Source organism: Pseudomonas sp. GW823-FHT03E05 (genome assembly GCF_058796855.1).
The window spans coordinates 1-20,089 of sequence record NZ_JBXAJB010000002.1 but is presented as its reverse complement, the minus strand read 5'-3'; the positions used below and the strand labels follow the sequence as shown (position 1 = coordinate 20,089).

The window sequence follows — 20,089 nt, the reverse complement described above, 5'->3', positions numbered from 1 at the left end:
TCAGAACTCGAGCTCCGCGCTGAAGTAGACCACGTGGCGCGAGTCGTAGAGATTGTCGGCGAAGGTGGTGGGCTGGTGGTCGAGCCGTTGCTGCAGGGTGCCGGCCAGTTCCAGGCTGGTCTTGCTGCCCAGGGCCAGGCGCTTGGCGATGCGGGTGTCGACCCGTTCGAATCGGTAGCCGTTGAGGGCGCTGTCGCCATAGTAGAAGAGCGCGCTGGACCAGCCCTGGCCCCAATTGCGCAGCCAGCCGGCGGAGCCGCTGTTGCTGGCGGTCAGGCGCTGGTCCAGGCGGTTGCTGGCCTGGGCATGGACGTAGGCGTAGGTCAGGCGCAGGCGGTCGGCGCGGCTCAGTTGCCAGTCCAGCTGGCTCTCGGTACCGGCGAAGCGCGAGGCGTTGCTGTTGCTGGCGATGTACTGGTTGTTGCGCAGCGGCTCGCTGATCATCCCGGTGATTTCGTCATAGAACAGCTTGATGTCGAGGTTCAGCGCCTGGTCGACGAAGTAACCGTTGTAGCCCAGTTCCCGGGAACGCATGTGCTCCTGGTCGAGGTTGCTGGGGCCACGGGTCTTGACGAAGTACTGGGCGCTGTTCTGGCCGTAGACCGGGGTACTCAGGCCGGTGACCCGGTAGCTCCAGTTGACGTTGTTCTCGAACATGTCCGGGGAGCGGATGGCTTCCGAATACACCGCCCGCAAGCCGTGGCGCGGGTTGATCAGGTAGTTGACCGCGATCCTCGGGGTCAGGGAGTTGCCGGTCAGCTGGGTGTCTTCGTACATAGCCCCGCCCTGGATCAGCCAATGTTCGCTGGCCCGCCACTCCAGCTGGCCGAACAGGCGCCAGGTGGTGTCGTCGAGGGTGCCGTTGAAGTAGGTTTCGGAGTCGGCCCGGTCGTAACGATAGTTCATGCCGCTGACCAGCCGCAGGTTGTCGCTGAGGCTCAGGGTGTCCTGCAGCTCCAGGTCGTAGCGGGTTTCCCGAGAGCTCTGGTCGATGTTGCCGCAGACGGGATTTTGGCCACCGGCGTTCCATTGATCGATGATTTGGCTTGCCAGTGCCCGTTCCGCTGCTGTTCCCGACGGCGCGCCGCTCAAGTTACTTGGCATGTTCCTCGCCAGGCGCTCGGCGTAATACGGGTTGAGTTGCCACAGACGTGTCAGTTCAGGGCTGAAGGAAACTGCGGCGTCACAGGCCCTCCACGTCTGCTGGCGGTCCCAGTGTTGGGCCGAGCCCTGTATATAAAGGCTGTGTTGTGGATTGATATCCAGATTCCAGCGCAGAGATCCTGCGTAGTCCTTGGCAACAACGTCAGAGTTATAGCCCTTCTCGGCATAGTCTTTAAATACTGGCTGATAGGTATAGGGCCGCTGGTTGGCGCCTTCCTTGGCATTCAACTGCCAGTCGATGCTCTGCTGTTCATTGAGCATCTGGCTCACGGACAGACTGAAGCGGTTCAAGCGCTTGCTGTCGCGGTAGTCGGCCCCCAGGCGATTCTTGTCGAAGCCATCATCTTCCTGCCCCGACAGCGACAGGCGCAGGTCGCCACTTTCCCAGCCGGTACCCTGGCTGGCGTACCAGTCGCTGATGCCGCGCTGGCCCCGGGTCAGCTTGACCCGCGTGCCATGGCTGTTGGCCGGGGCGCGGGTGATGATGTTGACCACCGCCATCAGCGCGTTGGCGCCGTAGCTGACGGTATTGGGGCCGCGAAACACCTCGATGCGCTCGATGTCTTCCATGGCCACCGGGATATCGCTCCAGTCCACTGTCGCCAGGCCGGCGCGATACACCGAACGCCCGTCGATCAGCACTTGCATGCGCCGGGCTTCGCTGGCGTTGGTGCCGTGGTAGTTGACCGTGGCCTGGTTGCCGCTGATGGCGCCGACCATCATCCCCGGCACCAGGCGCAGCAGTTCGCTGATGTCCCGGGCGCCGCTGGCCTTGATCAACTCGTTGTCGAGCACCGTCATGCTGCCGGGAACCGCGGCAGGTGACTGTTTCAGGCGGGTGGCGGTGAGGACCTCGGGCAGGGCGGTGCCGTCCAGGAACAGATCGTCGGCCAGCACCGAGTGGCCGAACAGCATGCCCAGCAGCAGCGACAGACGAAGAGGTGAGGGGCCAGCGGACACGACACAGCCTTGAATCTTGATGGAAGGCGCGCATGTTAACCGAGATAGTCGAGTTTTCCAGTCGATAAGCCCGACATTCCCCGAATGACTCCACGTGTTCCCGACAGGTTGCCTGAATGGCCCCTGGGGCTGGTGGTGAGAAAACCGCCCCGTATAATGCCGCCATCGCCACTGCTATGGATTAACGGATTGCATATGACACAACAGCGCCCTATTGCGGTCCTGGGAGGCGGAAGTTTTGGTACCGCCGTGGCCAATCTGCTGGCCGAGAACGGTCATCGGGTGCGGCAGTGGATGCGCGACCCCGAGCAGGCCGAGGCCATTCGGGTCAACCGCGAGAATCCGCGCTATCTCAAGGGCATCAAGATTCATCCGGCGGTGGAGCCGGTCACCGACCTGCTGGCCACCCTCAATGACAGTGACCTGTGCTTTGTCGCCTTGCCCTCCAGCGCCCTGCGCTCGGTGCTGGCGCCCCACGCCGAGCTGCTCCGCGGCAAGCTGCTGGTCAGCCTGACCAAGGGCATCGAGGCCCAGACCTTCAAGCTGATGAGCGAGATCCTCCAGGACATCGCCCCGCAAGCGCGCATCGGCGTACTTTCCGGCCCCAACCTGGCTCGGGAAGTGGCCGAGCACGCCCTGACCGCCACCGTGGTCGCCAGTGAAGACGAAGAGCTCTGTCAGCGGGTCCAGGCTGCGCTGCATGGCCGCACCTTCCGTGTGTATGCCAGTGCCGACCGCTTCGGCGTGGAACTGGGCGGGGCGCTGAAGAACGTCTACGCGATCATCGCCGGCATGGCGGTGGCCCTGGGCATGGGGGAAAACACCAAGAGCATGCTGATTACCCGGGCGCTGGCGGAAATGACCCGCTTTGCCGTGAGCCAGGGCGCCAACCCCATGACCTTCCTCGGCCTGGCCGGGGTCGGCGACCTGATCGTCACCTGTTCCTCGCCCAAGAGCCGCAACTACCAGGTGGGCTTTGCCCTGGGCCAGGGCCTGAGCCTGGAAGAGGCGGTGACCCGCCTGGGTGAGGTGGCGGAGGGCGTCAACACCCTCAAGGTGCTCAAGGTCAAGGCTCAGGAGCTGGGGGTCTACATGCCGCTGGTGGCCGGCCTGCACGCGATCCTGTTCGAAGGGCGTACGCTGAACCAGGTAATCGAGCTCTTGATGCGCGGCGAGCCGAAAACCGACGTCGACTTTATCTCTACCAGCGGATTCAACTGAGCAGCACAGGAGCCAGACATGAACGATACGAATTCCGAAGCCAAATACGAGTCCATCCTCCTGCGGGTGCTGTGGATGCTGATATTCGTGCTGGTGTGGCAGGTGGCGCAGTTTCTCCTGGGCGCGCTGGTGCTGGTGCAGTTGATCTATCGCCTGATCTACGGCGCGCCGAATGCCGGCCTGATGAACTTCGGCGATAGCCTGAGCCAGTTCCTGGCGCAGATCGGCCGTTTCGGCAGCTTCCATACCGAACAGAAACCCTGGCCGTTCGCCGATTGGCCCGCTCCCCGGGCGCCTGAAGGCGAAGCTCCCCATAGCGTGCCGCCAGCGCCTCACCCGATGCGTGACGAGGAGCCCAAGCTGTGAAGCTGTGGGTGTTGCGTCACGGCCAGGCCGAGTCCCATGCGCCGACCGATGCCCAGCGCAACCTCACGGCCCACGGTCGCGAGGAAGTGCTGGGCAGTGCCGCGCACCTGATCGGCCAGCCCATCGCCGCGATCCTCGCCAGCCCTTATGTACGTGCCCAGCAGACTGCACAGCTGGTGCGCGAGGCCCTGGGGTTCGAAGGCGAGATCCGCACCGTGCCCTGGCTCACCCCCGAGGCCAACCCGCTGCAGGTGCTGGAGCAACTGGACAGTGCCGACAACCTGCTGCTGGTCAGCCATCAACCCCTGGTGGGCAACCTGATCGGCCTGTTGCAGCACGGCCACCTGCGTGATCCGCAGCCGATGAACACCGCCAGCCTGGCGGAGCTCGAAGGCGACTGGCCCCTGGCGGGGCTGATGACCTTGAATGCCGTGACACACCCTTGATGGACGCGGCGGCAGGGCATGCCCGGGCCGCCGTTGTTGCCTCGAACCCACCGATCCCCGGTTGCGATCCGCTACATTTCTTAACTTGCAGCGCTCCTTTGTGCGTGGAATAGTCCACCAAGCAAGTGCTTGGTTGGTGTCGCGAACAGAATAAGAACAAAGGAGCGAGTCATGTCTGCTGCTTTTCGTTTGCCCCTGCAAGTGTTCTACGAGCGCGAGGCTCGTCATCCCCAGCAGCGCTTTCTTGTCCAGCCCAGTGCCGGCGGGCAGGTGCAGGAGCTGAGCTGGTTCGAGGTGGGCCAGCAGGCCCGGCGTGCCGCCCAATGGCTGCGCGAGCGCCAGCTGCCTTCCGGCAGCCACATTGCAATCATTGGCAAGAACTCCGCGCACTGGGTCATTGCCGACCTGGCGATCTGGATCGCCGGGCATGTCTCGGTGCCGTTGTATCCCAATCTCACGGCCGAGTCGGTAGCCCAGGTGCTGGAGCATTCCGAGTCGGCCCTGGCCTTTATCGGCAAGCTCGACGACTGGCCGCAAATGGCGCTCGGGATCAAGGCCGGGTTGCCCACCATCCGCTTGCCCCTGGCCCCCGAAGGCCCTTTCGATTTCAGTTGGGAGGACCTGCAACGCTGTCCGCCGCTCGAGGGTAGCCCGAGCCCTGCGGCCGATCAGCTGGCCACCATCATCTATACCTCCGGCACCACCGGGCTGCCCAAGGGCGTGATGCACAGTTTCGGCAACCTGGGCTTTGCCGCCAGCCATGGTGTGCAGATGTTCGGCCTGGGCCCCGAGGACCGGCTGCTGTCCTACCTGCCCCTGTGCCACGTGGCCGAGCGCATGTTTGTCGAGATGGCGGCGATCTATACCGGGCAGACGGTGTTCTTCGCCGAAAGCCTGGACACCTTCCTCGCCGACCTGCAGCGAGCCCGGCCCACTGCGCTGTTTGGCGTGCCGCGGATCTGGACCAAGTTCCAGATGGGGGTCTACAGCAAGGTGCCGGCCAAGCGCCTGGATTTTCTCCTGGGCCTGCCCTTTATCGGCAAGCGTGTCGGCCACAAGGTGCTGAGCGGGCTCGGGCTGGACGCGTTGCGGGTGGCGCTGTCGGGAGCGGCACCGGTGCCCCAGACCCTGTTGCACTGGTATCGACGCCTCGGGCTGGACGTGCTGGAGGTGTACGGCATGACCGAGAGCTGCGGCTACTCCCATATCGGCCGCTCCGGTGAGCATGTGCCCGGCTGGATTGGCCGGCCCTGCCCGGAAGTCGAGGTGCGCATCGACGAGGCGGGGGAGGTCCAGGTACGCAGCGGAGCCACTATGCAGGGCTATTTCAAGGACCCGCAGAAGACCGCCGAAACCGTCACCGAGGATGGTTTCCTGCGCACCGGCGACAAGGGGGAGCAGGATGCCGCCGGCAACCTGCGCCTGACCGGCCGGCTCAAGGAGATCTTCAAGACCAGCAAGGGCAAGTACGTGGCCCCGGCGCCCATCGAGAACCGCCTGGCGGTGCATGCCCATATCGAGCAGGTGTGCGTGGTGGGCGACGGGCTGATTGCCCCCCTGGGCCTGTGCGTGCTTTCGGCTGCGGGCGTGCAGGCCGCCGCCGGCAGTGCCAGGGAAGGCTTGCACAGCAGCCTGGAAAGCCTGCTGGCCCAGGTCAATGGCAGCCTGGACAAGCACGAGCGGCTGCATCGGCTGGTGGTGGTCAAGGACAGTTGGGCGGTGGAAAACGGCTTTCTCACTCCAACCCTGAAGATCAAGCGCAATGTGATCGAAGCCACCTATGGCGGCAGTTTTCAAGCCTGGAGCGAGCGCAGCGAAGCCGTGCTGTGGCAGGATTGACCGACAATAACCACCCATAAGGGAAGCGGCGATGAGTCTATGGCGTACCACTCCGAACATCGAGCAACTGAACGCGATCCAGAAGAACACCATCGGCGAAGTGCTGGATATTCGCTTCGAGTCCTATGACGAGCAGTCACTGACCGCGAGCATGGTCATCGACCATCGCACCCACCAGCCCTACGGGCTGCTGCACGGCGGGGCCTCGGTGGTGCTGGCGGAAACCGTCGGCTCCATGGCCAGCTACCTGTGCATCGACGCCAGCAAGTTCTACTGCGTGGGGCTGGAGATCAATGCCAATCACCTGAGGGGCTTGCGCACCGGGCGGGTCACGGCGGTGGCCAAGGCCATTCATATCGGGCGCACCACCCATGTCTGGGACATACGCCTGAGCAGTGATGAAGGCAAGGCCAGTTGCGTCTCGCGCCTGACCATGGCGGTGGTGCCCCTCGGGCAGAACCCGCCGGCGCAATGAGGCAACGCGCCATAGGCTGAGCCTGGGTGTCAGCATTCCTGTCCGTTACGGTCATTGCCCTGGTGCCAGGGCCTGCGGACAATCGGTGTTCGTTTGGTGGATGGATAGGTCGGTATGTCGCAACAGGTGTTTTTCGCTCACGCCAATGGGTTTCCCTCCGGCACGTACGGCAAGTTGTTTGCTGCCCTGGCGCCGGAATTCGAGGTGGCTCATCTGCAGCAGCATGCCCACGACCCGCGCTTTCCGGTGGACGACAACTGGCGCAGCCTGGTGGATGAACTGATCCATCACCTGCAACAGCAGGCCCAGCCGGTCTGGGGCGTGGGGCATTCGCTGGGTGGTGTGCTGCATCTGCACGCGGCCCTGCGCTGCCCGGAGCTGTATCGGGGGGTGGTGATGCTCGATTCGCCGGTGCTGACCCGGGCCGACCAATGGGTGATCCGCGCCGCCAAGCGCCTGGGCTTCATCGACCGGCTGACTCCGGCCGGGCGCACCCTGGGGCGCCGCGAAGAGTTTGCCGACATCGAGGCCGCCCGCAGTTACTTCTCCCGCAAGACGCTGTTCCGGGCCTTCGATCCCGATTGCCTGGATGCTTACCTGCAGCACGGCCTGCAGCAGGTGGGGGATCGCTTGCGCCTGCGTTTTGACCCGGCCACGGAAATCAGCATCTACCGCGGCGTGCCTCATACCAGCCCGGGCAGTGCGCGCCAGCTCAAGGTACCGCTGGCGGTGGTGCGCGGACAGCAGAGCCGGGTGGTGATGCGCCATCACACCAGTGCGGTCGGGCGCATGCCCCTGGGCGAGTCGCTGACCATGCCCGGTGGCCACATGTTTCCCCTTGAGCGCCCCCAGGACACCGCGGCGCTGCTCAAGGAGCTGTTCACACGCTGGCAACGGAGCCCTGCATGAGCCACGCCGTCGAAGAAGTCCGCCTGAGCCTGCCGCACATCGAACTGGCGGCCCATCTGTTCGGGCCCGAGGACGGTCTGCCGGTCATCGCCCTGCATGGCTGGCTGGATAACGCCAACAGCTTCGCCCGGCTGGCGCCCAAGCTCGCCGGCCTGCGCATCGTTGCCCTGGACCTGGCCGGCCACGGTCATTCCGGGCATCGCCCGGTGGGGGCCGGCTATGCCCTGTGGGACTACGTCTATGACGTGCTGCAAGCCGCCGAGCAACTGGGCTGGAAGCGCTTTGCCCTGATCGGTCATTCCCTGGGGGCGATCGTCTCGCTGGTGTTGTCGGCGGCGATGCCGGAGCGGGTCAGCCACCTGGCCCTGATCGATGGGGTGATCCCGCCGACGGCCAATGGCGAGGACGCCGCCGAGCGCCTGGGCATGGCGTTGCAGGCACAGCTGAATCTGCAGAACAAGAGCAAGCCGGTGTACGCCACCCTGGAGCGGGCCATCGAGGCGCGCATGAAGGGACTGGTGGCGGTCAGCCGCGAGGCGGCCGAACTGCTGGCCCAGCGCGGCCTGATGCCGGTGCCCGGGGGCTATACCTGGCGCAGCGACAGCCGCCTGACCCTGGCTTCGCCGCTGCGCCTGACAGAGGAGCAGGCCATGTCCTTTGTTCAGCGGGTCGCCTGCCCGACGCAACTGGTGGTGGCGGCCGATGGCATGCTGGCCAAGCACCAGGCCTTGTTGCAGCGTCTACCCTTCAGCGTTGAGCAGTTGCCCGGCGGGCATCACCTGCACCTCAACGACGAGGCGGGTGCCACCTTTGTCGCAGACTGTTTCAATCGGTTTTTCGCCGTTCCTTGACTTGACGGGATCAACTGTCGAGGCTGGGCGGGTTGAAATGGGAGACAACCATGATAGATCTGTACACCGCTGCGACCCCCAATGGTCACAAGGTTTCCATCCTGCTTGAGGAACTCGGCCTGCCCTATGAGGTGCACGCCTTGAGTTTCGACAAGAAGGAGCAAAAGGCCCCAGCGTTCCTGAAGATCAATCCCAATGGGCGTATTCCGGCCATCGTCGATCGCGACAATGGCGATTTTCCGGTGTTCGAGTCCGGCGCGATCCTGGTGTACCTGGCCGAACGCACTGGCCAGTTGTTGCCGGCCGATCCCAAGGGCCGTTCGCTGGTCATGCAATGGCTGATGTTCCAGATGGGCGGGGTCGGGCCCATGCAGGGCCAGGCCAACGTGTTCTTCCGCTATTTCCCGGAGAAGCTGCAGGGCGCCATCGACCGTTATCAGCACGAGACCCGGCGCCTGTACGAAGTGCTCGACAGCCGCCTGCAACAGGCCGAGTACCTGGCCGGCGACTACAGCATTGCCGACATCGCCACCTTCCCCTGGGTACGCGGCCATGAATGGTCCGGGGTTTCGGTGCAGGGCCTGCCGGCGTTGCAACGCTGGATGGCGGCCCTGGAGGCCCGTCCTGCGGTGCAGCGAGGCTTGCAGGTTCCACAACGCAGCGACGATGCCAGCGTCGTCAAGGGCGCCCAGGCCATGCTTATCCGATGAGAGTTTCCATGCGTTCAATCAGTGTTCTGGGCCTGTCCCTGGCAAGTACCCTGGTGCTTGCCGCCGATCTGCCGGGCAGCCACGACCTGCCCCTGGTCCCCCGTCTGACCGATGCACAGATCGTCGACTACCGCCCCGAAGTGGAGCAGGAGCGCGTCTACCCCCTGGGTTCGATCCGCCGTATCAGCGGCCAGTTGCGTTTCGATGGCCAGGTCAATGCCCGCGGCAAGCTCACCGCCATCACTTACCAGTTGCCCGCCGAGCGCACATCCAACGAAGCCTTCATCCTGGCCAGGGAGGCGCTGCAAAAGCAGGGCGCCGAGCTGCTGTTCTGGTGCCAGGCCCGCGATTGCGGTGAAAGCAGCCTGTGGGCCAACGAAGTATTCGGCAACGCCAAGCTGTTTGGCGCCGATGAACAGCAGGCCTACCTGCTGCTGCGGCTGGCGGCGCCCCAGGACAACTCCCTGGTAGCCCTGTACAGCATCACCCGGGGTAACCGCCGGGCCTACCTGCATGTGGAGCAGTTCGACGCCAGCGCGCCGCTGGGGGACCTGCTACCCACTTCGGCCACCCTGCTGCGCCAACTCAAGGACACCGGCAAGCTGGACCTGCCGAAACTCGCCGAGCCCCAGCCCACCTGGCTCAACCTGCTGTCCCGCGGGCTGAACCTGGACACCACCCTGCGCATCAGCCTGTCCGGCAAGCAGGCCGAAGCCTGGCGCCAGGCGCTGATTGGCCAGGGCGTGCTGGCCTCGCGGATGGAAACCGGTAACACCGACGCAGCAGGCCTGCATTTCGAACTACTGCGTTAAGCTGTTTCAGGCAGCCCGCGCTCGCGGGTTCGCCTACTCTTCACTGGTTCTTCTTGCGCGAGACATTTCATGCCCAATAACGATCGCCTGCTGGTGCAGATCCTGCTCCTGGTGTTGTTCGGTGCCAGCTTCTGGGTCATGGCGCCTTTCTGGTCAGCGCTGTTCTGGGGCGCCGTGCTGGCGTTTGCCAGCTGGCCGCTGATGCGCCTGCTGACCCGCTGGCTCAATGGCCGAGAATCCCTGGCAGCGGCCCTGCTGACCCTGGGCTGGATGGTGCTGGTGGCCGCGCCGCTGGTCTGGCTCGGCCTCAACCTGGCGGACCATGTGCGCGATGCCACGGCCTTCATCAAGGACGTGCAGGTCGACGGCCTGCCCGCCGCTCCAGAGTGGCTCGGCAACCTGCCATTGGTGGGCGAGCGCCTGGTGGGCTTGTGGAACAGCATCGACCAGCAGGGCGCGGCCCTGATGCTGGCGGTCAAACCCTATCTGGGGCAGGTGGGCAACTGGCTGCTGGCTCGCAGCGCGCAGATCGGCGGGGGCATTCTGGAACTGACCCTGAGCATCGTCTTCGTGTTTTTCTTCTACCGCGATGGCCCGCGCCTGGCGCTGTTTGTGCACAAGTTGCTGGAGCGCCTGATCGGCGAGCGCGCCGGCTACTACATCGACCTGGTGGCTGGCACCGTGCAACGGGTAGTCAACGGGGTGATCGGCACCGCGGCGGCTCAGGGCCTGCTGGCGCTGATCGGCTTCCTGATTGCCGGAGTGCCCGGGGCGTTGGTGCTGGGGATCGTCACCTTCCTGCTCAGCCTGATTCCCATGGGCCCGCCCCTGGTATGGATCCCGGCTACCGCCTGGCTGGCCTGGAAAGGCGAATATGGCATGGCGGTGTTCCTGGGGATCTGGGGCACTTTCATCATCAGCGGCGTGGACAACGTGCTCAAACCGTACCTGATCAGCCGCGGCGGCAACCTGCCGCTGGTGATCGTGCTGCTGGGAGTGTTCGGTGGCCTGATCGCCTTCGGCTTTATCGGCCTGTTCATCGGCCCGACGCTGCTGGCGGTGGCCTACAGCCTGTTGCTGGACTGGAGCGCCAGCCAGGCCCGGGCCCAGGAGCCGCGTTGAACCACCGATTGCCGCTCCCCCCGGGAGCGGCAATGGACGTCAGGCAGCGACGTTGACGCTGCCGCCGAGGCTGCTGCTGGTGCCCAACTGATACTGCTTGCTCAAGCTGGCGATCATCTTGCCCAGAGCTTCGGCGAGGTTGGCCTGCGGGTCCTGGGGGGTGCTGTCCTGGTTGCTTCCGGCCTGCAACGCGGCCTTGAGCTCATCGCTACTGATGCCGCCACTGCTGTCGCTGTCGAGAATCTTCAGCAGAGCCGAGCTGGTGTCGCTGCTGGTGGAGCTGTTGCCCGAGGCTTGCAGGGCAGTGCTCAGTTCGTCACTGCTGATGACTCCGTCGCCATCGCTGTCCAGGGCGCCGAGCAGGGCATCCGCCAGTTGGGTATCGGGGGCGCGGTCCTTGGGCGGAGGAGGGGCCATGGCGGCCATTTCATCGCTGCTCAAGCTACCGCTGCCGTCACTGTCCAGGTCGCTGAAATTCTTGCTCAGGCTGACCAGGATGCCGTTGTCGCTTTTCTGCGACAGGGCGTTTTTCAGCTCGTCCTGATCCACCGCGCCATCACCGTTGCTGTCGAGCTTGGCGAACAGCTCCTTGTGCAATTGCTGGCCACGGCTGGTGCTGCTGGAGCTGTAATAGCTCGAATAGTTGCTGCTGAGGCTATCGATCATGGGGCTCACTCCCTGCGGATGAATTGAACCGGTGGGGGGGGCACCGGCCCAAGCAGCCTCAGGGGGGGAGTTGTCCTGGGTATTGGCGGTTTGTACCTGTCGCCACACAAGGCGCTCAAGGCCTGGGTAGACGCAATACCGCGGTCAGGCCGCCGCCGGGGGTTTCTTCGAGGATCAGTTGGCCGCCCAGGCGCTCCGCCGCTTCACGGGCGATGGTCATGCCCAGGCCGACGCCGCCGGAGTTGCGGTTGCGCGAGCCTTCCAGGCGAAAGAATGGCTCGAACACCGCTTCACGCTTGTCGGCGGCAATCCCCGGGCCGTGGTCGATGACCCGGATCAGCAGTTGTCCGCGGTCGTCCTCCAGGGTCAGGGTTGCCTGGCCGGCGTAGCGCAGGGCGTTGTCCAGCAGGTTGTTGAGGCATGACTGCAACGCCATGGGTTGCACCAGCAGCGGCGCGCAATGGCCCTGGGCCTGAGCGTCGGCGCCCTGGTCCTGGGCGTTCTCGCACAGCGACTCCACCAGGGCCTGCACGTCCATCCATTGCTCGGCCTCGCTGGTGCGTTGTTCGTGCAGGTAGCTGAGGGTGGCGTCGAGCATCTTGATCATGTCGTCCAGGTCCTGGCGCATCTGCCCTTGCAGCTTGCTGTCCTCGATCTGCTCCAGGCGCAGTTTCAGCCTTGATAACGGGGTGCGCAGGTCGTGGGAGACGGCACCGAGCATGCGCCCGCGTTGCTGCACCTGCTCGCGGATGCGCTTCTGCATCTGGTTGAAGGTGCTGGCCGCTTGCCGGGCTTCCCTTGGGCCCACCTCTTCCAGGGGCGGGCTGTCGAGGTCTTCGCTCAAGCGCTCGGCGGCGGCGCTCAGGCGCTGGATCGGCCGCGACAACAGCTTGGCGCCGTACCAGGCAGCGATGATCAGGGAGATGAACTGGAACGTCAGGGGCACCAGCGGGCCGCCGAACCAGGGCCGTGGCGGGCGCCTTGGATAAGGGGGCGGCGGCTGGCCATTGATCAACTGCGCCGAATCGGGAGGGGGCGGCGGCGGGGGCGGGCCGTAGTGGTGAAACCAGAAGAACGCCAGCAGATGGGCGAGGACGATCGCGATCAGCAGGACGCCGAACAGGCGGCCGAACAGCGTATCGAACCGCCCGCGCATCAGCCGATGTCCCGGGCGTCGAACAGGTAGCCTTCACCGCGCACGGTCTTGATCAGTTGCGGCGACTTCGGATCGTCGCCGAGCTTTTGCCGCAGGCGCGAGACCAGCAGGTCGATGCTGCGATCAAAGGCCTCGATGGATCGGCCGCGGGCGGCGTCCAGCAATTGCTCGCGGCTCAGTACCCGGCGCGGGCGCTCGATGAACACCCAGAGCAGGCGGAACTCGGCGTTGGACAGCGGCACCACCAGGCCATCGGCGGAAATCAGTTGGCGCAGCACGCTGTTCAGGCGCCAGTTGTCGAAGCGGATATTGGCCCGCTGCTCGCTGCGATCGTCGCGCACCCGGCGCAGGATGGTCTGGATCCGGGCCACCAGTTCCCGTGGCTCGAAAGGCTTGGCCATGTAGTCGTCGGCCCCCAGCTCCAGGCCGATGATGCGATCGGTGGGCTCGCAGCGGGCGGTGAGCATGAGGATCGGGATGTCCGATTCGGTACGCAGCCAGCGGCACAGGGACAGGCCGTCTTCGCCGGGCAGCATCAGGTCCAGCACCACCACGTCGAAGTGCTCGGCCTGCAGGGCCTGGCGCATCGCCGCGCCGTCGGTGACGCCGCTGGCGTGAATGTTGAAACGCGCCAGGTAGTCGATCAGCAACTCGCGGATCGGCACGTCGTCGTCGACGATCAGGGCCCGGGTGTTCCAGCGTTTGTCGTCGCCACTGACCAATGCTTTGGCGTCTTCGTTGAGAGGGGCTGAAGTGTTCTGCATGGGTGCGGTCGTCTGCCAGGTAGGCTGCCGGCGCCTGAGGGCGACGGCGGGGTTGTGGCTTCAGCATAGGCGTCCGGCCCGGGGGCTGGAAGTGCTGTTCGAAGGTGTTGCGGCTGGCGAGGGTAGCGCCGGGGATTGTTGCCGACGTGTCGTCAGTGTATCGAGGTTGATACAAATGCCGTGGCATGGGGGAGCGATTGCCGGGGCAATCGGCCTTCTTGCGCACCGTTGAGGAGGATTTACCTCTGATCGGGTCCCGGAGCGGCGCGGCTTGCGCTACAATCCGCGCCGATTTCGACTTGCCTGAGAGCCCCTTCATGTCCGCCTGCCAGACTCCTATCATCGTCGCCCTGGATTTCCCCACCCGTGACGCCGCACTGAAACTGGCCGATCAACTGGACCCCAAACTGTGCCGGGTCAAGGTCGGCAAGGAGCTGTTCACCAGCTGCGCCGCCGAGATTGTCGGGACCCTGCGGGACAAGGGTTTCGAAGTGTTCCTGGACCTGAAGTTCCACGATATTCCCAACACCACCGCCATGGCGGTCAAGGCCGCCGCGGAAATGGGCGTGTGGATGGTCAATGTGCACTGCTCCGGCGGCCTGCGCATGATGGCTGCCTGCCGCGAAGTGCTGGACCAGCGCAGCGGCCCCAAGCCGTTGCTGATCGGCGTCACCGTGCTTACCAGCATGGAGCGTGAAGACCTTGCCGGTATCGGCCTGGACATCGAGCCCCAGGAGCAGGTGCTGCGCCTGGCTGCCCTGGCGCAGAAAGCCGGCATGGACGGCCTGGTGTGCTCGGCCCTGGAAGCCCAGGCCCTGAAGAGCGCCCATCCGTCCCTGCAACTGGTGACCCCGGGGATTCGCCCGGCGGGCAGCGCCCAGGACGACCAGCGGCGGATCCTCACCCCGCGCCAGGCCCTGGATGCCGGCTCCGATTACCTGGTGATCGGTCGCCCCATCAGCCAGGCGGCAGATCCGGCCAAGGCCCTGGCCGACGTCGTGGCCGAACTGGCCCTGTAACACGCTTCCTCTTGTAGGAGCCGGCTTGCCGGCGATAGCGGTTTTGCGGTTGGCGGCCCTTTCCGGCCGCCGTTGCGGATCGCCGACAAGCCGGCTCCTACGGATTCAGACTTTCAGTATCAGCTTGCCGAAGTTCTCGCCGCTGAACAGCTTGCCCAGGGTTTCCGGGAAGGTTTCCAGGCCCTCGACAATATCCTCCTTGCTCTTGAGCTGCCCCTTGGCCATCCAGCCGGCCATTTCCTGCCCGGCTTCGGCGAACTGCGCGGCATAGTCCATCACCACGAACCCCTCCATGCGCGCCCGGTTGACCAGCAGCGACAGGTAGTTGGCCGGCCCCTTGACCGCCTCCTTGTTGTTGTACTGGCTGATGGCGCCGCAGATCACCACCCGCGCCTTGACGTTCAGGCGGCTGAGCACGGCATCGAGGATGTCGCCACCGACGTTGTCGAAATACACATCGACGCCTTTGGGGCACTCGCGCTTGAGGCCGGCGTGGACGTCTTCGTTCTTGTAGTCGATGGCGCCGTCAAAACCCAGCCCGTCGATGAGGAACCGGCACTTGTCCTGGCCGCCGGCAATTCCCACCACGCGGCAGCCCTTGATCCTGGCGATCTGCCCGGCAATGCTGCCCACCGCGCCGGCGGCCCCGGACAGCACCACCGTGTCGCCGGCCTTGGGTGCGCCCACGTCCAGCAGGGCGAAGTAGGCGGTCATGCCCGTCATGCCCAGGGCTGACAGGTAGAGCGGCAGCGGGGCCAGCTTGGGGTCGACCTTGTAGAAGCCCCGGGGCTCGCCGAGGAAGTAGTCCTGCACGCCGAGTGCACCATTGACGTAGTCGCCCACCGCGAAACCGGGGTGGCTGGAGGCGATCACCTGGCCCACGCCCAGGGCGCGCATGACCTCGCCGATGGCCACCGGGGCAATGTAGGATTTGCCCTCGTTCATCCAGCCGCGCATGGCCGGGTCCAGGGACAGGTACTGGTTCTGCACCAGGATCTGCCCGGCGGCGGGCTCGCCAACTGCCACCTGCTGGTAGGTGAAGGTATCGCGGGTGGCCGGTCCGATGGGGCGTTTGGCGAGCAGGAACTGGCGATTGGTCAGGGCGGTCATGGCAGGCACTCGTGGGATGAATGAACCTTTAGTTGATAGCCCCTTGGCCTCGGTGCCGCAAGGTTTGCCGCTGCAGCGAATGGAGGCCAATCGATCGCCCTGATAAAGCCCCCGGCAGATTCATCACCAGAATGCATGAGCATCCAACCGGGCTTTTGATAGTGCTGACGCCACCAGCCCCGGCTGTGGCTAGATTGGGCCGGGTAGCTGACCCGCATTCGATCGAGGATTCCTGCAATGAGCATGATGTTTTCCGGCCAGGTGGCCCTGGTGACCGGCGCGGCCAATGGTATCGGCCGGGCCACCGCCCAGGCATTTGCCGCACAAGGCTTGAAGGTGGTGGTGGCGGACCTGGACACGGCGGGGGGCGAGGGCACCGTGGCGCTGATCCGCGAGGCCGGTGGCGAGGCGCTGTTCGTGCCGTGCAACGTTACCCTGGAGGCTGATGTGCAAAGCCTCATGGCCCGCACCATCGAAGCCTATGGGCGCCTGGATTACGCCTTCAACAATGCCGGTATCGAGATCGAAAAGGGCCGCCTTGCGGAGGGCTCCATGGATGAGTTCGACGCCATCATGGGGGTCAACGTCAAAGGGGTCTGGCTGTGCATGAAGTACCAGTTGCCGCTGCTGCTGGCCCAGGGCGGTGGGGCGATCGTCAACACCGCCTCGGTGGCGGGCCTGGGCGCGGCGCCGAAGATGAGCATCTATGCGGCCTCCAAGCATGCGGTGATCGGCCTGACCAAGTCGGCGGCCATCGAATATGCGAAGAAGAAAATCCGCGTGAACGCGGTATGCCCGGCGGTGATCGACACCGACATGTTCCGCCGTGCCTACGAGGCGGACCCGAAGAAGGCCGAGTTCGCCGCAGCCATGCACCCGGTGGGGCGCATCGGCAAGGTCGAGGAGATCGCCAGTGCGGTGCTCTACCTGTGCAGCGATGGCGCGGCCTTTACCACCGGCCATGCACTGGCGGTCGACGGTGGGGCCACCGCGATCTGATGCCGATGGCCGGGGCCCGATGGAATCGACCTCCAGTGTCCTGAAAACGACCTCGGCGTAGCTTTTTGCCATTATTCCGATGTCAGAGACTTGTGCGCCGGTGCATGCCGTTGCGACCCTTCGCCAAGACAAGATGGCCCTATTGCCATTGGGGATTGGAAGGGGACTGCGCACCATGACTTCGGCCGCAAGTGGACGTTTTGCCAACCTGGGCATGGCAAAGAAACTGGGTATCGGGTTTGCCCTGGTGTTGCTCCTAACCGCTCTGGTGGCGGGGATCGGTGTCTGGTCCCTGCAGACCATCAGCCAGCGCTTCGATGGCCTCAAGCAGATGTCCCAGCTCAATAGCGGCGTGCTCAAGGTGCGGCTGCAGGAGCAGGACTACGCTCTGCATGGCGACAGCAAGACCGTGGACAGCCTGCATGAAAGCCTGGAAGGCCTGCAGGCCCTGGCCCAGCAGCTCAAGGTGCGGTCGGCGGCCAACCAGACCGCGATGGGCGATGTGGAGCTGGCGCTGGCGGACTATCGCAAGGCCTTCGACGAGTTCGTCGAGCTGACCCAGGCCAAGGACCTGGCCCTGGAAATGGCCAGTTGGTCGGTGTCCAGCGTGGCCAATAACCTGGACGTGCTGCAGGCCGGGCTGGCGGATGACGGTGCCTATACGCTCAAGGAATCCCAGGGCAAGGACGGTGCCGAATTCATCGAGCAGGCCAATCAGATCAGCCAGGTTTCACGCCTGATGCTGCAGGCCATGAATGAGGCCCGGTTGCGCCTGGATCAGAACCGCAAGGGCGGCGACCAGGAGCCCGCCGAGCAGGGCAAGATCGAGCAGGCCGATCAGGCCCTGGCCCAGGCCGAGCAGTTGAAGGCCACGGTCAAGGATGCGGGCTATCAGACGGTGCTCAACGAAGTCTCGGGGCATATCGGCAACTTCAGCGAGAAGCTCAACGAGTACACCGGGTTGCTGGCCCAGGAGAAGCAGGTCTATCAGCAGCTGCATGAGCGCGCCGCCCAGGTGATGGCGCGGGTTGATCAGGCGTACGGGGCGCAAGAGCATTCGATGCTGGGGGAACTGGACAAGAACTCCCTGCTGATCATCGGCTCCTCGGCCCTGGCGCTGTTGGTGGGGCTGTTGGCGGCCTTGAGCGTCACCCGCCTGATCGTGCGCCCGTTGCGCAGTGTGATGCACGTGGCTCAGCAGATTGCCGCCGGTGATCTGACCGCGACCGTGGAGGTGACCCGACGTGACGAGATCGGTCAGTTGATGCAGGCCATGCAGCAGATGGGCAGCGGCCTGAGCGGCATTGTCAGTGGCCTGCAGGCGGGGATCGAGCAACTGGCCAGTTCGGCTCAGTCGCTGTCCACGGTGACCGAGCAGACCAACCTGGAAGTCAGCACCCAGAAGGAAGAAACCGAGCAAGTGGCCACGGCGATGAATCAGATGACCGCCACGGTGCACGATGTGGCGCGCAATGCCGAGGAGGCCGCCCAAGCCGCCCAGGCGGCGGACGACAAGGTCGAAAGTGGCCAGCAAGTGGTGCGCCAGAGCATGCAGCGCATCGAGCAACTGGCGGATTCCGCCAGCCGTGCCAGCAGTGGTATCGAGAGCCTGAGCGCGGAAATCGACAACATCGGTAGCGTGCTGGATGTGATCAAGAGCGTGGCCGAGCAGACCAACCTGCTGGCCCTCAACGCCGCTATCGAAGCCGCCAGGGCCGGGGAGCAGGGCCGGGGGTTTGCGGTGGTGGCCGATGAAGTGCGGGCCCTGGCGAAACGCACGCAGCAGTCCACCGAAGAGATCGCCCGGTTGGTGACGGCTCTGCACGCGGCGGCCGACTCCTCGGTGCAGCAGATCCAGAGCAGTGGCGAGCTGGTGAAGCTGGCGGTCAGCGATGCCCTGCAGACCGAAAGCGCCCTGGGTAGCATTGCCGCGGCGGTGTCATTGATCCAGCAGATGAACCAGCAGATCGCCGCTGCGGCCGAGCAGCAGAGTTCGGTGGCCGAAGAGATCAACCGCAGTGTCACCAGCATTCGCGCCAGTGCCGATCAGTCGTCCCTGGCGATGCAGGGCAACGCCGCGTCGAGCATCGAGCTGGCGCAGTTGGGCGTGGAACTGAAGGGGATGGTGGGGCATTTCCGCTTGTAGCGGCGGGGAGGGCGCAGCGTTCTAAAACCCTTGCCCGGGTGTTCCGGGCAAGGGTTTTTTCTGTCAGTCGTAGATGGCTTTCTTTTTCCAGTCGGCGTCGGCTTCCACGGTCTTGAGGCCCTGGGTCAGCTGGTTGTCTTCGTCCGGGGCAGGTTCCAGGGTCGACAGCACCATGGCATTGGCCCGGGCCAGGAGTTTGTCCAGGTATTCCAGTTGCTCCTTGTAGACCGCCGGGTCCGGCTGCTTGCGCAGGTACTGCACGCCACGCTCGAAGGCCAGCCGGGCCTGGCCCGGCTGATTCTGCTGCAGGGCGTACTGGCCCAGGTTGTTGAAGAACTCGATATGCAGCAGCACCAGGATGTGGCGGATCTCCTTGATCCAGCGCTTGGCTTCGTTGGGCTGCAGGAAACCGTCGTGGGCGGCGCGAGTGACCTGGCCGTGCATGGCCTCCAGCAGGAAGCGCACGTCCTTGGCCTTGGCTTCGGTCTGGATCGGTGCCGGTGGGTTGTTCACCGGGATCGACTCGCCCTGGCCCACCAGGGTATTGAGCTCAGCCAGGCGAGCCTTGAGGGCGCTGTCGGTTTTATCGAGGTTGAGCATGCGCTGAACGACGTTCAGCTCCAGGCGCGTCAGCAGCAGCTTGAGGGCCGGTGACATGAACTGGCCGGGGAAGGTTTCGGTGATCTCGCCGCAACGACGCAGGCGATCATTGAGTTCGACCTTGGTGCGGGCTTTTTCCAGTTTGTTGTTTTCCACCACATGGTTCATGTAGCCAATGGCGATCAATAGTGCGATCCCGGCTATTACCAGCAGGGTGATCATGAGTGGTGTCACCGTTAAAACCTCGTTATGGGATTCGCGTGCGAGTGTAGTGGCTTGGCATTTAGACGCATAGCGCCGCTCGACGAGCCGGGCATGGATTGTGCTGCTTATATAGGTGGCATTTGCCTCGGGGGATCCAAGGGTTCAAATTGCCATCACCGGCTGTGGAGGACTATAACGCCTTGTCGAGTGCCAGAATATAGGCGTCAAAGCGCGGACGGCAGAAAACCCTGAAGCGGGCCTAAAACAGCTCCGAAGTCATTGATTTAAATAAAATTATATCTGGGGGTTGACGGCCTTCCAAAGCATCCATAGAATGCGCGCCACTTTCAACGGAAAGCAAATAGCAAAACGTTGAAGGAAGTGAATGCTGTAGCGTGTCCCCTTCGTCTAGTGGCCTAGGACACCGCCCTTTCACGGCGGTAACAGGGGTTCGAGTCCCCTAGGGGACGCCATTGCGGGAATAGCTCAGTTGGTAGAGCACGACCTTGCCAAGGTCGGGGTCGCGAGTTCGAGTCTCGTTTCCCGCTCC

The 20,089-nt window shown here is 64.3% G+C and carries 19 protein-coding genes, 2 tRNA genes and 1 pseudogene; 16 read left to right on the top strand and 6 right to left on the bottom strand.

All coding sequences use genetic code 11. From position 1 onward, the window contains the following. Entirely contained in the window at positions 1 to 2,124 is a 2,124-nt protein-coding gene (locus AC1RCO_RS07755; RefSeq protein WP_492617615.1) for a TonB-dependent receptor plug domain-containing protein, read from the bottom strand. Between the two features lie 195 nt (positions 2,125 to 2,319). On the opposite strand from AC1RCO_RS07755, the gene AC1RCO_RS07750 reads away from it, so the two are divergent. The 10 genes from AC1RCO_RS07750 to AC1RCO_RS07705 all read left to right on the top strand — a co-directional run bounded on the left by AC1RCO_RS07750 (position 2,320) and on the right by AC1RCO_RS07705 (position 10,875). Beyond that, entirely contained in the window at positions 2,320 to 3,345 is a 1,026-nt protein-coding gene (locus tag AC1RCO_RS07750; RefSeq protein WP_011060071.1) for an NAD(P)H-dependent glycerol-3-phosphate dehydrogenase, read from the top strand. 18 nt (positions 3,346 to 3,363) lie between these two features. Then, a complete protein-coding gene (locus tag AC1RCO_RS07745) occupies positions 3,364 to 3,711 on the top strand; it encodes a DUF4389 domain-containing protein (RefSeq protein ID WP_492617614.1) in 348 nt (115 codons plus the stop codon). Further along, complete coding sequence (sixA, locus tag AC1RCO_RS07740) at positions 3,708 to 4,157, top strand: phosphohistidine phosphatase SixA (RefSeq protein ID WP_011060073.1); 450 nt, start codon at positions 3,708 to 3,710, stop codon at positions 4,155 to 4,157. The genes AC1RCO_RS07745 and sixA overlap by 4 nt, the downstream gene beginning before the upstream one ends. A 171-nt stretch (positions 4,158 to 4,328) precedes the next feature. Next, positions 4,329 to 5,996: an AMP-binding protein gene (locus AC1RCO_RS07735; protein WP_220223904.1), complete on the top strand. Its 1,668-nt coding sequence runs from the start codon at positions 4,329 to 4,331 to the stop codon at positions 5,994 to 5,996. A 31-nt stretch (positions 5,997 to 6,027) separates the two neighbouring features. After that, positions 6,028 to 6,471 carry a hotdog fold thioesterase gene (locus tag AC1RCO_RS07730; RefSeq protein WP_011060075.1) on the top strand — a complete coding sequence of 148 codons (444 nt, stop codon included), beginning with the start codon at positions 6,028 to 6,030 and terminating at the stop codon, positions 6,469 to 6,471. A gap of 114 nt (positions 6,472 to 6,585) precedes the next feature. Further along, entirely contained in the window at positions 6,586 to 7,380 is a 795-nt protein-coding gene (locus AC1RCO_RS07725; protein ID WP_011060076.1) for an alpha/beta fold hydrolase, read from the top strand. Next, positions 7,377 to 8,231, top strand: a complete 855-nt coding sequence (locus AC1RCO_RS07720) for an alpha/beta hydrolase (protein ID WP_492617613.1) — start codon at positions 7,377 to 7,379, stop codon at positions 8,229 to 8,231. The genes AC1RCO_RS07725 and AC1RCO_RS07720 overlap by 4 nt, the downstream gene beginning before the upstream one ends. A 50-nt stretch (positions 8,232 to 8,281) precedes the next feature. Further along, entirely contained in the window at positions 8,282 to 8,941 is a 660-nt protein-coding gene (locus AC1RCO_RS07715; RefSeq protein WP_011060078.1) for a glutathione S-transferase family protein, read from the top strand. An 8-nt stretch (positions 8,942 to 8,949) separates the two neighbouring features. Then, positions 8,950 to 9,753 carry a DUF4892 domain-containing protein gene (locus tag AC1RCO_RS07710; protein ID WP_492617612.1) on the top strand — a complete coding sequence of 268 codons (804 nt, stop codon included), beginning with the start codon at positions 8,950 to 8,952 and terminating at the stop codon, positions 9,751 to 9,753. Positions 9,754 to 9,822: 69 nt separating this feature from the next. Beyond that, the gene (locus tag AC1RCO_RS07705) at positions 9,823 to 10,875 is read left to right on the top strand and encodes an AI-2E family transporter (protein ID WP_011060080.1); all 1,053 of its coding nucleotides are present in this window, start codon (positions 9,823 to 9,825) and stop codon (positions 10,873 to 10,875) included. Between the two features lie 39 nt (positions 10,876 to 10,914). On the opposite strand, the gene xopAW is transcribed toward AC1RCO_RS07705, so the two are convergent. The 3 genes from xopAW to AC1RCO_RS07690 all read right to left on the bottom strand — a co-directional run bounded on the left by xopAW (position 10,915) and on the right by AC1RCO_RS07690 (position 13,461). After that, positions 10,915 to 11,541: a XopAW family type III secretion system calcium-binding effector gene (gene xopAW, locus AC1RCO_RS07700; protein WP_492617611.1), complete on the bottom strand. Its 627-nt coding sequence runs from the start codon at positions 11,539 to 11,541 to the stop codon at positions 10,915 to 10,917. A gap of 115 nt (positions 11,542 to 11,656) precedes the next feature. Next, entirely contained in the window at positions 11,657 to 12,697 is a 1,041-nt protein-coding gene (locus AC1RCO_RS07695; protein WP_053149819.1) for a sensor histidine kinase, read from the bottom strand. Next, positions 12,697 to 13,461, bottom strand: a complete 765-nt coding sequence (locus AC1RCO_RS07690) for a response regulator (protein ID WP_011060083.1) — start codon at positions 13,459 to 13,461, stop codon at positions 12,697 to 12,699. The genes AC1RCO_RS07695 and AC1RCO_RS07690 overlap by 1 nt, the downstream gene beginning before the upstream one ends. A 317-nt stretch (positions 13,462 to 13,778) precedes the next feature. Between AC1RCO_RS07690 and pyrF the strand changes: the two genes are divergently transcribed. Next, a complete protein-coding gene (gene pyrF, locus AC1RCO_RS07685; protein WP_011060084.1) occupies positions 13,779 to 14,480 on the top strand; it encodes an orotidine-5'-phosphate decarboxylase in 702 nt (233 codons plus the stop codon). 105 nt (positions 14,481 to 14,585) lie between these two features. Here pyrF and AC1RCO_RS07680 read toward each other — a convergent pair whose 3' ends face one another. Beyond that, complete coding sequence (locus tag AC1RCO_RS07680; RefSeq protein ID WP_220223907.1) at positions 14,586 to 15,590, bottom strand: NADP-dependent oxidoreductase; 1,005 nt, start codon at positions 15,588 to 15,590, stop codon at positions 14,586 to 14,588. A 237-nt stretch (positions 15,591 to 15,827) separates the two neighbouring features. On the opposite strand from AC1RCO_RS07680, the gene AC1RCO_RS07675 reads away from it, so the two are divergent. The 3 genes and pseudogenes from AC1RCO_RS07675 to AC1RCO_RS07665 all read left to right on the top strand — a co-directional run bounded on the left by AC1RCO_RS07675 (position 15,828) and on the right by AC1RCO_RS07665 (position 18,735). Continuing rightward, positions 15,828 to 16,589 carry an SDR family oxidoreductase gene (locus AC1RCO_RS07675; protein WP_053149826.1) on the top strand — a complete coding sequence of 254 codons (762 nt, stop codon included), beginning with the start codon at positions 15,828 to 15,830 and terminating at the stop codon, positions 16,587 to 16,589. Between the two features lie 79 nt (positions 16,590 to 16,668). Continuing rightward, positions 16,669 to 17,874: pseudogene (locus AC1RCO_RS07670) on the top strand (HAMP domain-containing protein); the annotation flags it as partial. After that, positions 17,854 to 18,735 (top strand): methyl-accepting chemotaxis protein, encoded by an 882-nt coding sequence (locus AC1RCO_RS07665; protein ID WP_373366111.1) that lies wholly within the window; start codon positions 17,854 to 17,856, stop codon positions 18,733 to 18,735. The pseudogene AC1RCO_RS07670 and the gene AC1RCO_RS07665, both read left to right, overlap by 21 nt. A 63-nt stretch (positions 18,736 to 18,798) precedes the next feature. Here AC1RCO_RS07665 and AC1RCO_RS07660 read toward each other — a convergent pair whose 3' ends face one another. Then, positions 18,799 to 19,557 carry a hypothetical protein gene (locus tag AC1RCO_RS07660; RefSeq protein ID WP_015634689.1) on the bottom strand — a complete coding sequence of 253 codons (759 nt, stop codon included), beginning with the start codon at positions 19,555 to 19,557 and terminating at the stop codon, positions 18,799 to 18,801. Between the two features lie 379 nt (positions 19,558 to 19,936). Here AC1RCO_RS07660 and AC1RCO_RS07655 point away from each other — a divergent pair. Together AC1RCO_RS07655 and AC1RCO_RS07650 are read left to right on the top strand one after the other, a co-directional pair. Next, positions 19,937 to 20,012: transfer RNA gene (locus AC1RCO_RS07655), tRNA-Glu, on the top strand. 2 nt (positions 20,013 to 20,014) lie between these two features. Continuing rightward, positions 20,015 to 20,087, top strand: a tRNA-Gly gene (locus AC1RCO_RS07650). Positions 20,088 to 20,089: the final 2 nt, after the last annotated feature.

What these genes read in the sequence shown, in the direction of transcription:
- AC1RCO_RS07750 (WP_011060071.1), top strand. Translation starts at nt 2,320, where the DNA reads ATGACACAACAGCGCCCTATTGCGGTCCTGGGAGGCGGAAGTTTTGGT.
- AC1RCO_RS07745 (WP_492617614.1), top strand. Translation starts at nt 3,364, where the DNA reads ATGAACGATACGAATTCCGAAGCCAAATACGAGTCCATCCTCCTGCGG.
- AC1RCO_RS07735 (WP_220223904.1), top strand. Translation starts at nt 4,329, where the DNA reads ATGTCTGCTGCTTTTCGTTTGCCCCTGCAAGTGTTCTACGAGCGCGAG.
- AC1RCO_RS07730 (WP_011060075.1), top strand. Translation starts at nt 6,028, where the DNA reads ATGAGTCTATGGCGTACCACTCCGAACATCGAGCAACTGAACGCGATC.
- AC1RCO_RS07725 (WP_011060076.1), top strand. Translation starts at nt 6,586, where the DNA reads ATGTCGCAACAGGTGTTTTTCGCTCACGCCAATGGGTTTCCCTCCGGC.
- AC1RCO_RS07720 (WP_492617613.1), top strand. Translation starts at nt 7,377, where the DNA reads ATGAGCCACGCCGTCGAAGAAGTCCGCCTGAGCCTGCCGCACATCGAA.
- AC1RCO_RS07715 (WP_011060078.1), top strand. Translation starts at nt 8,282, where the DNA reads ATGATAGATCTGTACACCGCTGCGACCCCCAATGGTCACAAGGTTTCC.
- AC1RCO_RS07710 (WP_492617612.1), top strand. Translation starts at nt 8,950, where the DNA reads ATGCGTTCAATCAGTGTTCTGGGCCTGTCCCTGGCAAGTACCCTGGTG.
- AC1RCO_RS07705 (WP_011060080.1), top strand. Translation starts at nt 9,823, where the DNA reads ATGCCCAATAACGATCGCCTGCTGGTGCAGATCCTGCTCCTGGTGTTG.
- xopAW (WP_492617611.1), bottom strand. Translation starts at nt 11,541, where the DNA reads ATGATCGATAGCCTCAGCAGCAACTATTCGAGCTATTACAGCTCCAGC.
- AC1RCO_RS07695 (WP_053149819.1), bottom strand. Translation starts at nt 12,697, where the DNA reads ATGCGCGGGCGGTTCGATACGCTGTTCGGCCGCCTGTTCGGCGTCCTG.
- AC1RCO_RS07690 (WP_011060083.1), bottom strand. Translation starts at nt 13,461, where the DNA reads ATGCAGAACACTTCAGCCCCTCTCAACGAAGACGCCAAAGCATTGGTC.
- pyrF (WP_011060084.1), top strand. Translation starts at nt 13,779, where the DNA reads ATGTCCGCCTGCCAGACTCCTATCATCGTCGCCCTGGATTTCCCCACC.
- AC1RCO_RS07680 (WP_220223907.1), bottom strand. Translation starts at nt 15,590, where the DNA reads ATGACCGCCCTGACCAATCGCCAGTTCCTGCTCGCCAAACGCCCCATC.
- AC1RCO_RS07675 (WP_053149826.1), top strand. Translation starts at nt 15,828, where the DNA reads ATGAGCATGATGTTTTCCGGCCAGGTGGCCCTGGTGACCGGCGCGGCC.
- AC1RCO_RS07665 (WP_373366111.1), top strand. Translation starts at nt 17,854, where the DNA reads ATGCAGGCCATGCAGCAGATGGGCAGCGGCCTGAGCGGCATTGTCAGT.
- AC1RCO_RS07660 (WP_015634689.1), bottom strand. Translation starts at nt 19,557, where the DNA reads ATGATCACCCTGCTGGTAATAGCCGGGATCGCACTATTGATCGCCATT.